General features: G+C 54.5%; 7 protein-coding genes. 6 read left to right on the forward strand and 1 reads right to left on the reverse strand.

What is annotated here, in order from left to right:
- Nucleotides 1–11 precede the first annotated feature (11 nt).
- The gene (locus FH871_RS10515; protein WP_138991386.1) at nt 12–3,848 is read right to left on the reverse strand and encodes a PVC-type heme-binding CxxCH protein; all 3,837 of its coding nucleotides are present in this window, start codon (nt 3,846–3,848) and stop codon (nt 12–14) included.
- Between the two features lie 303 nt (nt 3,849–4,151).
- Here FH871_RS10515 and FH871_RS10520 point away from each other — a divergent pair, with 303 nt between their 5' ends.
- The 6 genes from FH871_RS10520 to FH871_RS10550 all read left to right on the forward strand — a co-directional run bounded on the left by FH871_RS10520 (nt 4,152) and on the right by FH871_RS10550 (nt 15,872).
- Entirely contained in the window at nt 4,152–4,847 is a 696-nt protein-coding gene (locus FH871_RS10520) for a lipid-binding SYLF domain-containing protein (protein WP_212768212.1), read from the forward strand.
- Between the two features lie 548 nt (nt 4,848–5,395).
- Complete coding sequence (locus tag FH871_RS10530) at nt 5,396–8,716, forward strand: glycosyl hydrolase (protein ID WP_138991387.1); 3,321 nt, start codon at nt 5,396–5,398, stop codon at nt 8,714–8,716.
- 342 nt (nt 8,717–9,058) lie between these two features.
- Nucleotides 9,059–9,676, forward strand: coding sequence for an RNA polymerase sigma-70 factor (locus FH871_RS10535; protein ID WP_138991388.1), 618 nt, complete (start codon nt 9,059–9,061; stop codon nt 9,674–9,676).
- 91 nt (nt 9,677–9,767) lie between these two features.
- Nucleotides 9,768–10,760 carry a FecR domain-containing protein gene (locus FH871_RS10540; protein ID WP_138991389.1) on the forward strand — a complete coding sequence of 331 codons (993 nt, stop codon included), beginning with the start codon at nt 9,768–9,770 and terminating at the stop codon, nt 10,758–10,760.
- A gap of 11 nt (nt 10,761–10,771) precedes the next feature.
- On the forward strand, nt 10,772–14,293 hold the full coding sequence (locus tag FH871_RS10545; RefSeq protein ID WP_138991390.1) for a SusC/RagA family TonB-linked outer membrane protein: 3,522 nt from the start codon (nt 10,772–10,774) through the stop codon (nt 14,291–14,293).
- Nucleotides 14,294–14,339: 46 nt separating this feature from the next.
- On the forward strand, nt 14,340–15,872 hold the full coding sequence (locus tag FH871_RS10550) for a RagB/SusD family nutrient uptake outer membrane protein (RefSeq protein WP_138991391.1): 1,533 nt from the start codon (nt 14,340–14,342) through the stop codon (nt 15,870–15,872).
- Nucleotides 15,873–15,898 lie beyond the last annotated feature (26 nt).

A 15,898-nucleotide genomic window follows, 5' to 3' on the forward strand; every position in this document is an offset into this window, starting at 1 on the left:
CCTGGATGACGTTACTTTTTCGCCTGTTTCACCGGCGTGGTCGTCCGCAGGAAAGCCACGAGGTCGATGACTTCATCTTCCGTCAGGGCATCGAGCAAACCGGTGGGCATCATGGAATTGGGCGTCACTTCGCGCGATTGCACATCGGATTTGTTCAAGACCACCGCATCCTGACCCACCACGCGCAGGGTGAGTTGCCGTTCGTTTTCGCCGGCCACATTTCCGGAATACGTGCGCCCGTCGCGGGTCGTCACCACCACCATCTTGTAGTCGTCCTGAATTTCGCCACTCGGATTGAGAATATTGCTGAGCAGATAATCCACATTGCCCCGGTTTGAGCCCGTAATATCCGGCCCAATGCTGCCGCCTTCGCCGTACATCTTGTGGCAAGGACCACAGGTTCGCTGAAAAACCAGACGACCTTTAACGGTGTTGGCACTCAGCAATGCCCGGTCACTCAGCAATTTCTGGTAGCGGTTATAGGCTTTTTCGTCGATACCGTGCTGCTCGATCGGTCCCCAGATTTCGACAAAACCGCTGCCCACCACCCGCAGCAACTGCCGGGCGGCATAGGTCGGTACATCCCGTTTCGGAATCTTGTTGTTTTTCAACGCCTGCGCCAGTTGCCAGCCGTATTTCGGGCGGGACGACATCGTTTGTACCACCTGAAGTTTATCGGCGGGACTGAAATCCGCATACCGGGCCAGCAGCAGTTCGCCCAGCGGTTCGCGGTCGTAACCGGCAATGGCCCGGATGGTTTCGCTGCGCAGAGTTGGCTCGTTCAGCAACGCGGGCAATTCGGCCATGAGTTCGGGCCGCTGCTGGCCCGCAATGGATTTCAAGGCTTTGAGCCGTTGGTCGAGGGGCGCTTTCCGGTCTTTCAGCGTCACCAGCGACTTCCGGGCGGTTTCCGTATCGCCAAATTGCTGGGCCACCTGCTGGGCGAGCGGGGCGGTTTTAGGGTTGGCTTTTAGTTTAGTGTAAACGGCTTTCCAGTTGGCCGGGGTTGCCAGATCCGTGCGTCCTTCCAGACCGTCGCGCATGCCTTCCAGCAGGCTCACCTGCGTTTTGGGCGATTTTCCGAGCGCCGTAATCAACGTTGGCGTTTGGTCGGCATCCACGATTCGACGGGCAATAAACCGGGCCACCATCGGAATTTCGCAACGGGCCGCGAGGTCTAACGCCCGGGCCGGATTTGATTTGACGAGCGGTTCAAAACCGAACCAGATCATTTTGGGCAGGTTGTGATCGTTCTTGTCTTCACCGTGGGCCATCAGTTCCCCGGCGATTTTCCACTGCGATTCCGTGTCAACCCGTTGCAGGGCCGACGCCAGATAAAGCCGTACCACTGCCGATGGGTCTTCGCGGGCCATCCGAACCATTTTGTCCTGAACACCCGCTGATGGAGCCTTGTCTTCGCACAACAACTGAACGGCCCAGGCCCGAACGTAGGCGTCCTTGTCGTCCAGGACTTTCGTGAGTGCTTTTTCATCAAAACCGCCGGTGATGTGCAGTGACCAGAGGGCCCGGAGCCGCCAGTCGGCGTTGGCATTCGTCTCGAAGAGCTGGCGAAGTTGCGCGTGGGTTTGCCCGTCGAGTTTCCCCTTTGCGGCCCGGTTTTGTAGAATAACCCGCGCCCGGCGGGCGTGCCAGTCGCTTTTAACAGTTTGTAGATTGACCAACTGCTGATCGGTCATTTTGGTTAGGTCCGAATACCGCCCCGTCCAGTTTTCAGCCAATGAGTTTTTGGGCATAATCCGGAAAATCCGACCGGTTTCGCTGTTCAGAACTTCTTTCCCACAAATGTCTGCATCGTGCCAATCCAGCACATAAAGCCCGCCATCCGGTCCGACTTCCATGCTGAAACCCACCCACTGCGCGTTGTTGGCCTGCAAAAAATCGGCCCCGTGATGCCCGACGAAGCCCGATCCTTTGGGTTCCAGCACATCCGCCAGAATGGCGTGCTCGTGGATATTCGCCATGAAAATCCGGCCCTGCTGCGAGGCCGGAAAGGCATCGGACTGGTACACCCGCGCCCCGCCGTGCGCTGAACGGTGGCTGTGGTCGGCGATGGTTTTGATGTCATTGTAGACGTACGGGTTGAAATGCTGCCCGCCTTGCCGGTGGTAAATACCGCCCGGAACGACGTGCCAGAGGTGCGGAATGACGCAGGCCGTCATAATAAGCTGGCCCTTCGCGTCGTAGTCGATGCCCCACGGATTGCTGAAGCCGTGCGCCACGACCTCAAACCGGTCTTTGGTGGGGTGATACCGCCAGACGCCCCCGTTGATGTCGACGCCTTCGCCCTCCAGAATGTCTTCGGGAAACGGATCGTTGTGTTTATACAGTTTCCCCTTGCCGTTCGGTTTCCGAACCTTCGACGGGGTGGCAAATCCCTGCAAACCGTAGAGCCAGCCGTCCGGCCCCCAGTGCAGGCTGTTCAGCGTTTCGTGCCGGTCGCGGATGCCCCAGCCCGTCAGCCGAACCTCAATGTCTTTCTGATCGGCCCGATCGTCGCCGTTGCGATCCGGCACAAAGAGCAGGTTGGGGGGCGCACCCAGAAACAGGCCGTCGAACCCCACGGCTATGGCTGAGGGAAACGCGATGCTATCCAGAAAAACCTTTTGTTTATCCGCCACGCCGTCGCCGTTGGTGTCTTCCAGAATCAGAATGCGGCTGTTCCCGGCTTTGGAAAAACCGTGTCCGCGTGATTCGTAATCGCGGTTTTCGGCCACCCAGAGTCGTCCGCGGTCATCCCAGCAGAAGGCCATGGGTTGGGTCATCATCGGCTCCGACGCCCAGACGTTGGCCTTGTATCCTTCCGGCATCGTCATGCTTTCGACCGCTGCCTGCGGAGTCAGGAATTTGGCTTCCAGACCTTCTTTCTGAGCAAGGCCCCACAACGTCGAGGTATTATACATGGAAGTATTGCCGCTGAACTCACTCCAGGTTTTGGTCAGTTCCACATCGTTCAGTTCACCGGTGTAAACGACGACCTGATGGCGGATGGTTTCCGTATCACCTTTTTCGATTTTCCAGTCGCCGGTTCGGGCGCGGGCGGGGCCAATGCCGAGTTGGTTGTCGACCCGCCAGGTTTGGGGATAGCCTTTGTTTTCCGGATGGTCGAAAATGGCGATGTGGGCCAGGTCGGTCCGGCCTTCCACCTGCATCCCGGCATCGACCCACATGGCGCGCTGGCCTTCCGCTTTTTCGTTGCGTTGCCGGGCCGCATTAATCACTTCGCCCTTGATGCCCTCGCGCCAGGGCATCCGCAGAAACAGCCCGCCGTAATCGTATTTGCCAATCGTAATATCGGTGATGGCTTTGCCTTTCCATTCCAGATCCAGCAGAAATTTTCCGTTTTTTTCGCGCATTGTCCAGTTCTGGGTTTCCCGCAGAACGGCTTCGCCTTTTTCGTCCAGCAAATCATACACCGTCTGCCATTTGACGTCGGTTCCGGTGGCTTTGGTCACCGTGGCCGAAACCCGGCGCCAGTAGTCGCCCTGCGGGTGGTGAAAATAATCCCGGCCATTGACGCGGGTAAAGCCCCAGTACAAACCGGTCTGGTGCTTGTGATGGCCGGGGCTGTATTCGGTCAGAATGCCTTTGCCATCGGGCGCGGTGATGGGGTGGAGGTAAGGCCGGAAATCGGGCTTCGCATTCTGAACCACGATCGGCTTTTGGCCGTCGCTTCGAAAAACAGAAATCGTACCGGATTTGGCATCCTGTTTAATGCGCAATGGTTTGCCTGTGCCGGGCGGTTGCCTGGACGACCCCGTTTGGGATCGTTGAAAAAAGCTGGCAGAAGAGAAAACGATAAGAATTAGGAATAAGAAAACGGATTTCATGACGGTTTAGGAGCCACAGGGCAGTTAACGGCCCAATTTAGTACGAAAGCCGTTAAAAATTGCACAATAAGCGAGCAATTCGAAGATTCTCTTCCGACCTGCCCATTGCCGTCCAGCCGGGTCATCAACCAGTGGGCCTCACTTCGGTTCTTAAATTCCGTTAAAAAAGAAAACCGGGTACTAGCGTCCGGTTGTGATTCGTTGACTACAAAAAAGGATCTCTTTGTATACAACCACCGATCGGTTGCCGGATAATCCGTTTCAGGATCAAGGCAAACCGTAAACTTTACACTTGAAAGCATCATGAATTTAAAAGCATCCGTTCTCGCCGTTTTGATGAGTGGGTTCAGTATCGCATCGATCCCGTCGATGGCCCAGCCGAATTCTGGAACTCCCGCTCAGAAAGAGTCCGCCAAACTCGAAGCGGCCAATACAATCGTAACGGAATTTAGCCAGATGAAGGAAGCCATACCCCGGCAACTTCTGGACCTTTCGGAAGGAATTGTCATTATTCCCAAACTGATCAATGCCGGTTTTGTGGTGGGTGGGAAAAGGGGCAAAGGCATTGCGCTGGTCAGGAATAAGCAGGGCGACTGGAGTGACCCGGTTTTTGTAACCTTAACGGGCGGAAGCTTTGGCTTCCAGATCGGCGTTCAGGCGGTGGATTTAGTGCTGGTTTTTAAAAGCAGCAAGACGTTGCTCGACATGAGCAGCGGGAGTTTCACGCTCGGCGGTGATTTGTCAGTCGCGGCCGGGCCGATGGGAAGAAGTTCAACCGCCAGCACGGATTCTAAACTGGAAGCCGAAGTCTATTCGTATTCACGCAGCAAAGGGCTGTTTGCGGGCATCACCCTCAACGGGGCGGCATTATCAGTGGATAGGGATGCCAACACCGCCTTTTATGAGGAGTTTGAAAACGCCAACACCCTGTTTAACCGCTTCGATAATACGTCCAGAGAAGTGCAGGATTTGAAAAATACCCTGAAAAGTCTGAAGTAAAAAAACGGTCGGCATACCTGCGAAGGGACGTACGCCCGGCGCATTCGCTCTTGGTAGGTATGCACGATCCCCAGTTTCAGGGCCTCCTCATAGGCTTCCTTCTCAAATTGATACAGATGCCGGTGAGGACCAATAGCCCGCTGTTCCGCCCGTTTCCTGATCAGCCCCAAACTCACGAGCTTTTTTGCAAAATTCTGCTGGTCCAGTTCCTAGCCACACCTTTTCAATATTCACCAGAGCAAAATAACCAATCGACAACGTTCGTTCGAACAGCCAGTTGTCGTCGTCAACAACGAGACCATTTTTTTCGATAAACTCCCGGGCACTTTGTGCCTGCGCCAGCTTTTCGGAACCGCTGTTTCTGAAGCACCTGGGAGCCAGTTTGCACCACGCAATGGGGGCGATTCGCCAAAACCGCTATCAATGAAGGGAACGGGGCAAAAAGCGAAAGTCCTGGAAATGATCAAGTAATAATGAACCCTTGTTGACTTTTCGCACCGGGAAGAGTCCGTATGGCTCACCGCCTGATCACCCAACGACCAATCTCTATGAAAAAAATGACGGTTCTGGCCTGGCTGCTCCCGGCTTTGGCGTTTGCGCAGCCTTCAGCGCTCCAAAAAGGCTTTCAAACCCCGCCCAATACCGCCAAACCCCGCGTGTGGTGGCACTGGATGAATGGCAACATCACCAAAGAAGGCATTACCAAAGACCTGGAGTGGATGAGCCGCGTCGGCATCGGCGGTTTTCAAAACTTCGACGCCAGTCTGTTTACGCCCGCTGTAACGCCTAAAAAACTGGTGTTCATGACCCCCGATTGGAAAGACGCCTTCAAACACACCACCGATCTGGCCCAGAAACTCCAGTTGGAGATGGCCATTGCCGGTTCGCCGGGCTGGAGCGTGACGGGTGGCCCGTGGGTGCCCGCCAGCGACGGCATGAAAAAATACGTCTGGACGGAAACCCGCGTTCCGGGTGGCCAGCCCTTTTCGGGGAAACTTCCCCAACCGCCGAACACCACCGGCAATTTCCAGAACGTACCGCTCGGTGCCGCCATGCTCGGGGGTTCGGCGGGAAAACCGCAAAGCTATTACGCCGATGCTGCGGTTATCGCCTATCGCCTGCCTGCGGCTGAGAAATTGTTGGCTTCGCTCAATCCAAAAATCACCGCCAGTGGCGGAACGTTCAGCCTCGCCGACCTGACCGACGGTGATCTGGCAAAAACCACGATGCTGCCACCGATGGAAGTGGGTCAGGACATGTGGATTCAGTATGCATTTGACAGCCTGCAGACGGTCAAGGCGTTTACGATTGTGGGCGCTACCAGCGGGGGAGCATTGGCCGAATTCAGAGGGGCACCCGACAACCGGACGCTGAAAGTAAGCGACGACGGTGTCAATTTCCGGGATGTGGTGGTGATCCGGGGCAGTACGGTTCCCCAGAACACGATGAACATTCGGCCCACCACTGCCAAGTACTTCCGGGTTACGTTTAAAACCCTGGAACCGCAGGGCAATCCGTTTGCGGCCATGATGGGCGGAAGTGCGGCTCCGGGTAAACCGGAGGGGGTGCCGGTGGCGGAACTGGTGCTGCACAACACCGACCGTGTGGACCTGTTTGAAGAAAAAGCCGGTTTTTATCCGTGGAAAGAAAGTACACACTCGCTCATAAAAACCGACGCCGACGCCATTCCGACCCAGGATGTGGTGGATCTGACCGCCAAAATGAGTACCGACGGAACGCTGAACTGGACCCCTCCGGCCGGTGGAGACTGGGTGGTCATGCGACTGGGCTATTCACTGACGGGCCGCAACAACCACCCCGCTTCGCCGGAAGCCACCGGACTGGAAGTGGACAAGCTCGACAACGTGGCCGTTCGGAAATACATCGATGCCTATCTGGATATGTATAAAGAGGCCACCGGGGGCCAGCTGGGCGCGCAGGGGCTGCAATACATGGTGCTGGATAGCTACGAAGCGGGTCACATGACCTGGACCAAAGCCATGCCGGACGAGTTTCTGAAACGACGCGGATACGACCTCAAACCCTGGCTTCCGGTGCTGACGGGCCGGGTGGTGAATAGTGCCGAAGCCAGCGAGAAATTTCTGTGGGATTTCCGGAAAACCATCGGTGAACTGATCGTCGAAAACCACTACGAAGTCATTGGCGAAGCGCTGAAAGCCCGGGGCATGAAACGGTATACCGAGTCGCACGAAGGCGGCCGGATTTATTTAGCCGACGGCATGGACGTGAAGCGTAAAGCCGAGGTACCGATGTCGGCCATGTGGACGCCGGGTAGTCTGGCCGGTGGCGCCGACGAAGAAGTTCGCAGCGAAGCTGACATTCGGGAAGCGGCTTCGGTGGCGCATATTTATGGACAGAATCTGGTCGCTGCCGAGTCGATGACCTCCGTTGGCAATGCGTTTAGCTGGCATCCTGAGAAACTGAAGCGCACCGCCGATCTGGAAATGGCGTCGGGATTAAACCGCTTCGTGGTACACACGTCGGTGCATCAGCCGCTGGATGATAAAAAGCCCGGCCTTTCGCTCGGGCCTTTCGGGCAATACTTTACCCGGCAGGAAACCTGGGCCGAACAGGCCAACGTCTGGATGAGGTACCTGGGCCGGAGTTGCTTCCTGCTCCAGCAGGGTAAACCGGTCGTGGATGTATTGTATTATTATGGCGAGAACAACAACATCACCCAGCTATGTACCCAGAAACTGCCCACCATTCCGGACGGTTATGCCTTTGATTTTGCCAATGCCACGGTGGTGAAGAGCGCGCTGCGGGTGGAGGGCGGAAAGATGGTGACGCCAAGCGGTCAGCCATACCGCCTGATGGTGCTGGATTCGTCGGCAAGAACCATGACGTTGCCCGTGTTGAAAAAACTCGGTGAACTGGTTAAAGCCGGTATGCACGTGGCGGGTGTCAAGCCCGAGCGTTCCCCGAGTCTGAGCGACAACCCGGCGGAATTTACCGCGCTGGTGAACCAGATCTGGACCCATCCGAATGTCTCGACCAAACCGGTGGATGCGGTGTTAAGCGCGATGAACGTTCCGAAAGATGTAGACATTTCCGGAGCCAGGGCCCGCATTCTCTATGTACACCGCCAAACCGCCGACGTTGACCTCTACTGGCTCGACAACCGCAGCGACAACCCGAACGCGGCCACCGTCAGCTTCCGGATAGCGGGCAAAGTGCCGGAATTGTGGAATCCCGAGACGGGCAAAACGGAAAAAGTGTCGTACCAGATCAAGTACGGACGTACCATTGTACCGCTCCAATTCGAGTCGTGGCAAGCATATTTCATCGTTTTCCGCGACAAGGCGACGGAAACTTCTTACACCAAACCCGCCGTCACGGAATCACCCGTTGTCAGCGTGGCGGGTGCCTGGAAAGTTGCCTTTCAGGAGGGGCGGGGCGCTCCCGCGCAGGCTACGTTCAACACACTGGCGTCGTTAACGGAAAATACCGATCCGGGCGTTAAATACTTCTCCGGTACGGCGACCTACGAAAACGCATTCGATGTGCCGAAAGTGACGAAAAACGCATCGTACTTCCTGGATCTGGGCGAAGTGAAGAACATCGCCGAGGTGATTGTTAACGGCAAAACCGTGGGTACTGTCTGGAAAAAACCGTTCCGCATCGACATCACGCAGGCGCTGAAAACCGGTCGCAATACCGTACAGATTAAGGTTACGAACCTCTGGGTAAATCGCCTGATCGGTGAGGCTCAAGCCGCTGTGACCAGCAAGATTACGTTCACGACCATGCCCTTTTACCGGGCCGATTCGCCCCTGTTGCCGTCGGGGCTGCTGGGACCGGTTCGCGTGCTGGAAGCAACGCCGGCCGCTGCAACGGTGAAGCGGTAGAGAGAAACGCTGGGGAACCCAAAACGACTATCAGGAAGGCTCCGTCAGTTCGGACAAGCTTCCTGATTTCCTCTGCCTGAAAACCACCTTTGAAGGAGGGAAGGAAGTCCAGCCCTGTTCAGGCTTAATGCCATTCACGGCGTGCCGTTTCCAGACACACCCCTGCTTATTCGATTAAGTAATTACCAGTTGAATTATTCTTGAAAAAATAAGTGTTAAATTGACAATATACTTGGCTTAAAGAGAATTTTTTATTGGAATAGTACGGTTTTAATGCCTACTTTAGCTATTGGTTACAAAGCATTCCATCTCTTTTATCGAAAATAGCCAAAAGGTCAGTTCATGCGGATTCGAAAACTACCCATCCGGTTGGGTCAAGACGCTGAAAAGGAGATCACCCTTCGGTTAAAAACGGGTGACGAAAATGCTTTTGAGGAAATTTTCTATCGCTATTACAAACACCTGCTCGCGATTGGAATCAAGTTTTTGAAGAATCCGGACCTGGCCGAAGATGCCGTTCAGGACATCTTCCTCAAACTCTGGGACCACCGCGACACCCTGAATGAGTCGTATTCCATTAAAAACTTCCTGTCGGTTTCCATGAAGAACCACGTCCTGAACGTGATTCGCGACAACCACCAGTCAATCTGGGAATATCTTTCTGCCGAAATGGAAGAACTCAACGGGGAAGATACCACCAGCGACGCGTTTCAATTGCAGGAATATGGGACTATTCTGGAGCAAGGGATGCAGAAACTACCGCCCCAACGGGAAAAAGTGTTCCGGTTGCGGGTGTTCAGTGGCCTGGACAATGAGCAGGTTGCCAGACAATTATCCATCTCGGTTAATACCGTTAAGTCGCAATTTACACAGGCTACCCGGTTTTTAAAAGACTACCTCAACAAACACGCCGACCTGGAAGGAATTCTTCCGGTTTTCCTTTTTCTTTTATTCAATTAATATTTTTTCTCCGATCAGTAATACTTCCGGTCTGCTTATGTGTATCTAATTAGGAATGGATAGAACATTTCCTAATCGCTATTAATACTTAATGGATACACAACTTCTACAGAAGTACGTACGGAATGAGTGTACTCCGGAGGAAGCTCGGATCGTTTTGTTGCATCTGGCAACAGTTAACGGACAACGCCAGTTGCAGCAACTGCTCGACGCTGACCTGACCGAACCGGCTGCGATTCCGCTCAATGCCGCCGAGCGACTCGACGCCCAGCGGTTGTTTAGCCGGATCCAGTCGACGAAGCGCAACGCAGCCAGCTCCCGGACCGAATCCCCCTTTCGCCGAATGAGACCGCGCTGGACCTGGATGGCTGCGGCTACCATTGGCGTGCTCCTGTTGGCCACCGGCTCGCTCTTCTTCTACCGCAAAACCGCCACCCCCGAACTGCTTTCCCTGCATACCGATTTCGGCCAGACCCGCCGGGTGGTGTTGCCCGACCAGTCGGTCGTGACGATGAACGGAAACTCCTCCATCCGCTTTGCCGACCACTGGCAGGCCGACCGCCCCCGCGAAGTCTGGGTAGAAGGGGAAGCTTTTTTCGAAGTCGTTCACACCCAAAATCACCAGCGGTTTCAGGTGCATCTGCCCAGCCAGATGAACGTCGAAGTGCTGGGGACGCGTTTCAATGTCTACACCCGCAAATCACGGACGAAGGTGGTGCTGAACGAAGGCCGTATCGAGATGCGGGTTTCTGATAAACCCGGCAACCACCTGGAAATGAAGCCCGGGGAAATGTTCTACGCGGATACGCAAACAAAGGACTTTTATAAAAAGCCCGTCAATGCGGTGGCCCAGTCGTCCTGGCGCACCAGCAAGCTGATTTTTGACGGAACCACCCTGGCCGAAATTGCCCAGCTTCTGAAAGATACCTACGGTCTGGAGGTCGAAATCCGGGACCGGGACTTGCTGCAACAAAAGTTTTCCGGCACCATTCCGGGCCAAAATGCCGACACGATTCTGAAAGGGCTTTCCGGCCTCTTTGACTTAAAAATTACCCGAAAATCCAACTATATTCTAATTGAATAACCTATATACGCATGAAAAAAATAGTCTTGTTTCTGTGGGGAGTGCTAGTGGTCGGAACCCTGCCGACCTACGCTCAACTGATTGCATCGAACGGGCAGCGGGTAAGACAACAGGAGAAAGACATTGCCGCGCCGGTGGTTACACTCAAGGCGGCTTTGTCGGAACTGGAAAAGCACTACCGGGTTTCGTTTATCTACCGGACGGATCTGGTCGATACGAAGGTGGTGATGACCGGCCGGCGGGATCGGACGGTGGAAGAAGCGTTAACGAATTTGCTGTCGGACAAAGGGTTGACTTTCGAGAAGATTCAGTCCAACTTCTACGTCATTGTCGCAACGAAAGAAAAAGGTACCCGGTTTTTTCGAAAAATTAATCAGATTGAAAAGAAAGTCTTCGAACCACAAACCGGTACAGAACCCGTAACGTCGGCCGACCTGAACATCACCAAGCTGGAGCGAATCGGATATTCGGTTCTTTCGGCGGAGCGGGCTTTGGAAGACATTCGCGGGAAAGTGACGGATGCTGCCGGCGAAGGATTGCCGGGCGTGAGTGTGGTGATCAAAGGATCGACGCGGGGAACCACTACCAACGGGCAGGGTGAATTTTCCATCAATGCCCCCGCCAATGCCACGCTGGTTTTCAGCTTTGTCGGGTACGCGTCCAAAGAAATGCAGGTGAACGGACAGACCATGCTGAATGTGTCGCTGGTGCAGGATGAGCGGGCACTGGAAGAGGTGATCGTTGTAGGGTACGGAACTCAGAAACGGGCTTCGGTAACCGGCGCGGTTTCGTCTGTAACGCCCAAAGAACTAACGGCTTTGCCCGTGATCAGTGCCGAGTCGGCCATGCAGGGCCGGGTGCCGGGGGTTCGGGTCGTCAACAACGGGAGCCCCGGCCAGTCGCCGATCGTGCGCATCCGGGGGGTCGGTTCCATCAACTACGCATCCGGGCCGTTGTATGTGATCGACGGCGTGCCATCGGGTGATCTGAACAACCTCGACCCGAAAGACATCGAATCATTGGAAGTGTTGAAAGACGCCAGTGCTGCGGCCATCTACGGTTCGCGGGCGTCGAACGGGGTCGTGATCATTTCGACCAAAAAAGGCTCGAAAGACGGTAAACTGCACGTGAGTCTGGATACCTATTTTGGGACCCAGAGCGCCTGGAAAAAACTCGATCTGCTTAATACACAGGAATATACCCAATATGCCACGGCACTGTTGGGCAATGCCGGGATTGCCATGCCCAGCCGCCTGAGCAACCTGAACACACCGATTTATACGGGCGCAACACAGACTTTTGCTCAAACGGCCACCAACTGGCAGGATGTACTGCTCCGTACGGCACCGATTCAGCAACACCAGCTCTCGGTATCGGGTGGTAACAATGTATCCCGGTTCTTTACTTCCGCCGGGTATTTCGATCAGGAAGGGATTCTGATCGGGACCAACTACAAGCGGGCCAATGTTCGTCTGAACTCAGATCACCAGGTGACTAAGTTCCTGACGTTTGGTCAGACGTTGATGTTCTCCTACGACAAGATGCGCGGTGAGCAGGGATTCGGTGGCGGTCGTACGGCAATCATGCAGGCCATCCGGAATCTGCCCTACTGGCCGGTTTCTGATCCGACGAAAGTGGGCGGCTACAGTTCGCCAACCGCGGCCGATGGGACTGACCCTGACAACCCGGTTCGGATTGCCTTGCAGGATAAAAGTTATACGCAGCGCGTCAAGTTGCTGGGAACCCTGTTTACGGAAATCAAATTCACCAGTTTCCTGAAATACCGGTTCAGCTTTGGAGCGGATGTCGTTACCAATATCGGTACCAACATCTTTCCGATTTACAACGATGGGTATAAGAGTCGGGTCCAAAATGAAATTCAGGACAATCGCTCTTCCTATTATTCACCCATCCTGACCAACCAGTTGACCTTCGACAAAACGTTTGGCAAACACTACGTCAACGTGACCGCCGTCGCTGAAAAACAGAACTTCCGGAGCTCAAATCTGAACGGAAACGGTTTCCGCCCGAACAACGACATCGATGTGTTGCAGGGTATTTCCAATCCGGGTGTGACGAGTACCCGCGACGAAAGCAGCCTGATTTCCTACATCGGCCGGGTCAATTACGATTTTGCCGGTAAATACCTGATCAGTGCCTCGGTTCGGCGGGATGGTTCGTCGCGTTTTGCGCCGGGCAACAAATGGGGTACCTTCCCTTCGGCTTCCCTGGGCTGGCGGGTGAGCGAAGAAGCGTTTATGAAATCGGTTCCCGCCATCTCGGAACTAAAAATCCGGGGTAGCATCGGGCAGACCGGTTTCAACGGCATCGGAAGTTACGCCTGGCAATCACTGATTTCGGCCGACAACACCAACTACGTCTTTGGTGCCAACAAGGTTCTGGGTTCGTATTTTAGTGCTCTGGGCAACACAAACCTGAAGTGGGAAACCACGACCATGACCAACGTTGGGGTCGATCTGGGTCTGCTGAGCAACAAACTGACCTTCACGGCGGAAGTATACAACCGGAAAACCGACGGACTGTTGCTGAATGTCCCGATTCCCAATTCCATCGGGTATTCGTCTCCACCACTGGCCAACATCGGGAGCATGAAAAACTGGGGTTACGAGTTCCAGGTGGGCTATAGCCAGAACGAAGGTGATTTCCGCTGGAATGTATCGGCCAATATGGACGTAACTCGTAACCAGATCACCAATCTGGCGACGCCGAGTGCCACGCTCTATTCCGGTAAAAACGATGATTTTGGTGGTTTCGATATTACAAAAACCGAAGCTGGGCAGCCCATCCAATCGTTCTATGGCTGGCAGGTTGACGGTATTTTCCAGACCGTCGATGAGGTATTCAATGCGCCCCGTCAAAACCGTCCCGACTCCCGGGAAGCATACGATGCGACCAAACACACCTCTCCCGGTGATATTCGGTTTAAGGACATCAATGGCGATGGAATTATCGATGCCAATGACCGAACCTACCTGGGTAGTTACATTCCGAAGTTTAGCTACGGAGTCAATCTGGGAGCCAATTACAAAAACTTTGACGTAACGGTTTATCTGCAAGGCGTTCAGGGGAATAAAATCTACAACGGAACGAAAGTGATTGAAGAAGGAATGCTGCGGTTGTTCAACGCCGGGAAAGGTGTGCTGGATGCCTGGACCCCGACCAACACCGGTACCGATGTGCCCCGGGCCATCAGTGGTGATCCGAACAATAACAGCCGGACATCCGATCGTTTTATCGAAAGCGGTTCGTACATGCGGGTGAAAAACATCAGCATCGGTTATACCATTCCGGCAACGATCCTGGGTAAACTCACCATGAATACGTTGACAAAAGCCCGGGTCTACGTTTCGTCGACCAACCTGCTGACCTTTACCAAATACAGCGGTCTGGACCCGGAAATCGGGATCAACGGAACGGCGGGTGACAATACCAAGTTGTTGACAAACGGGATCGACTACGGCCAGTATCCGCAGCCCCGGACGCTCCTGATCGGTTTGAATATCGGTTTCTGATCCAACCGGCGATGTTTCAGTGAATAGATTTAAACGAAAGATTCTGATGAAAAATAAATTTCTTTTATCCGGGGTGCTTTTTCTGGGTCTGATGGCAGGCTGTCAGGAAAGTGATTTGGACAAACTGAACCCGAATGGTGTCACGGTCGACACCTTCTATAAAAACGGCGCCGAACTGAGCAGTGCGGTCAACGCCGTGTATGCCATGGCGAAGGCCAATGCGCTCACCTCGCGGGAGTGGTTTTTCCTCCAGGACTTGCGCAGCGACGACGTCGCTGCCGGTGGCGGCCAACTCGAAACGCCCCGCAACCAGTTGTTGCTCGGAAGCCACGATACCGGCAATTCCGTCATGGGAGCGGTTTGGCAGGGGTTTTACCGGCTGATTCACCGGGCCAACGTCGTGCTGGATTTGTCGGAAAAAGTGACCGACATCCCGGCGGCCGACAAAGCCCGGTTGCTGGCCGAAGCCCGCTTCCTGCGTGCCTGGTCATACTTCGACCTCGTAACGATGTGGGGCGGTGTTCCACTGTACAAAAGCTACGTGACATCGGTGGAAGGCTCTTTGCCCCGCTCGACCGAAAAAGAGGTGTATGATTTTATCATCGCCGACCTGAAAGCAGCCGCTGAAGCCCTGCCGGCCACCTACAATGCCGACAACCAGGGCCGGGCCACCAAGGGAGCCGCTCAGATGCTGCTGGCCCGGGTGTATCTGCAACAGGCTGATTATACGAATGCGAAGGTCGAACTGCAAAAAGTCATCACCTCAGGTACGTACAGTCTGGTGGATGAGTTTTCGGATAATTTTATCGAGGAAACCGAGTTCAACAAGGAGTCTATCTTCGAAATCAATTTCTTCCCGGCGGGTGGAAACTACAACTGGGATGCCGACGGAAACGGTGCGACCGCCGGCACCGAAACCGTGCGGACGCAGGAGTATTCGGCCATCGGCTGGCGGAACGTGATTCCATCCAACAGCCTGTTGAATGAATTCGAGAAAACCGCTACCGGAACCGATCCCCGGTTTGCCAAATCGTTTTACGTAACCGGTGACAAGTACAATCTGGACAAAAACGTGCTGACGGATGCCGCCCAAAACGGTAACTCGTCGGTGGTCGACGGCAAAACGATGAAGGTAAGCTGGCGGAAATTCTCGCTGATGTATAAAACCGATCAGACGTTTCTGACCGGCGGCATCAACCAGCGGATCATGCGCTATGCCGAAACCCTGCTGGCGATGGCCGAGGTAGAAAACGAAATCGGGTCCATCACGGAAGCGGTCAAATACCTGAACATGGTTCGCGCCCGCAAGAGTGTGGCGATGCCAGCTTATCCGACGGCGGCTTATCCGGTGAGCACGAAAGATCAGGTTTTTGCGGCCATCATGCACGAACGACGCGTTGAACTGAGTGGTGAGCAAATTCGCAACCGCGACATTCTGCGCTGGCGGAAGGCGGGTAAACTGAAAACCGAGCCATTTACGTATTTCCAGAAAAATAAGCACGAATTGCTGCCCATTCCGCAGCAGGAAGTGGACAATAACCCGAAAATTGAGCCAACTGATCAAAACCCGGGGTATTGATTTTTGAGAGTTAACCTGATGAAGTA

Origin of the sequence: Larkinella sp. C7, from assembly GCF_006149005.1 — a bacterium.
Lineage (GTDB): Bacteria > Bacteroidota > Bacteroidia > Cytophagales > Spirosomataceae > Larkinella.

Excerpts from the sequence above, each read along its gene's own strand:
- FH871_RS10515 (WP_138991386.1), bottom strand. The coding sequence starts at position 3,848 with ATGAAATCCGTTTTCTTATTCCTAATTCTTATCGTTTTCTCTTCTGCC.
- FH871_RS10520 (WP_212768212.1), top strand. The coding sequence starts at position 4,152 with ATGAATTTAAAAGCATCCGTTCTCGCCGTTTTGATGAGTGGGTTCAGT.
- FH871_RS10530 (WP_138991387.1), top strand. The coding sequence starts at position 5,396 with ATGAAAAAAATGACGGTTCTGGCCTGGCTGCTCCCGGCTTTGGCGTTT.
- FH871_RS10535 (WP_138991388.1), top strand. The coding sequence starts at position 9,059 with ATGCGGATTCGAAAACTACCCATCCGGTTGGGTCAAGACGCTGAAAAG.
- FH871_RS10540 (WP_138991389.1), top strand. The coding sequence starts at position 9,768 with ATGGATACACAACTTCTACAGAAGTACGTACGGAATGAGTGTACTCCG.
- FH871_RS10545 (WP_138991390.1), top strand. The coding sequence starts at position 10,772 with ATGAAAAAAATAGTCTTGTTTCTGTGGGGAGTGCTAGTGGTCGGAACC.
- FH871_RS10550 (WP_138991391.1), top strand. The coding sequence starts at position 14,340 with ATGAAAAATAAATTTCTTTTATCCGGGGTGCTTTTTCTGGGTCTGATG.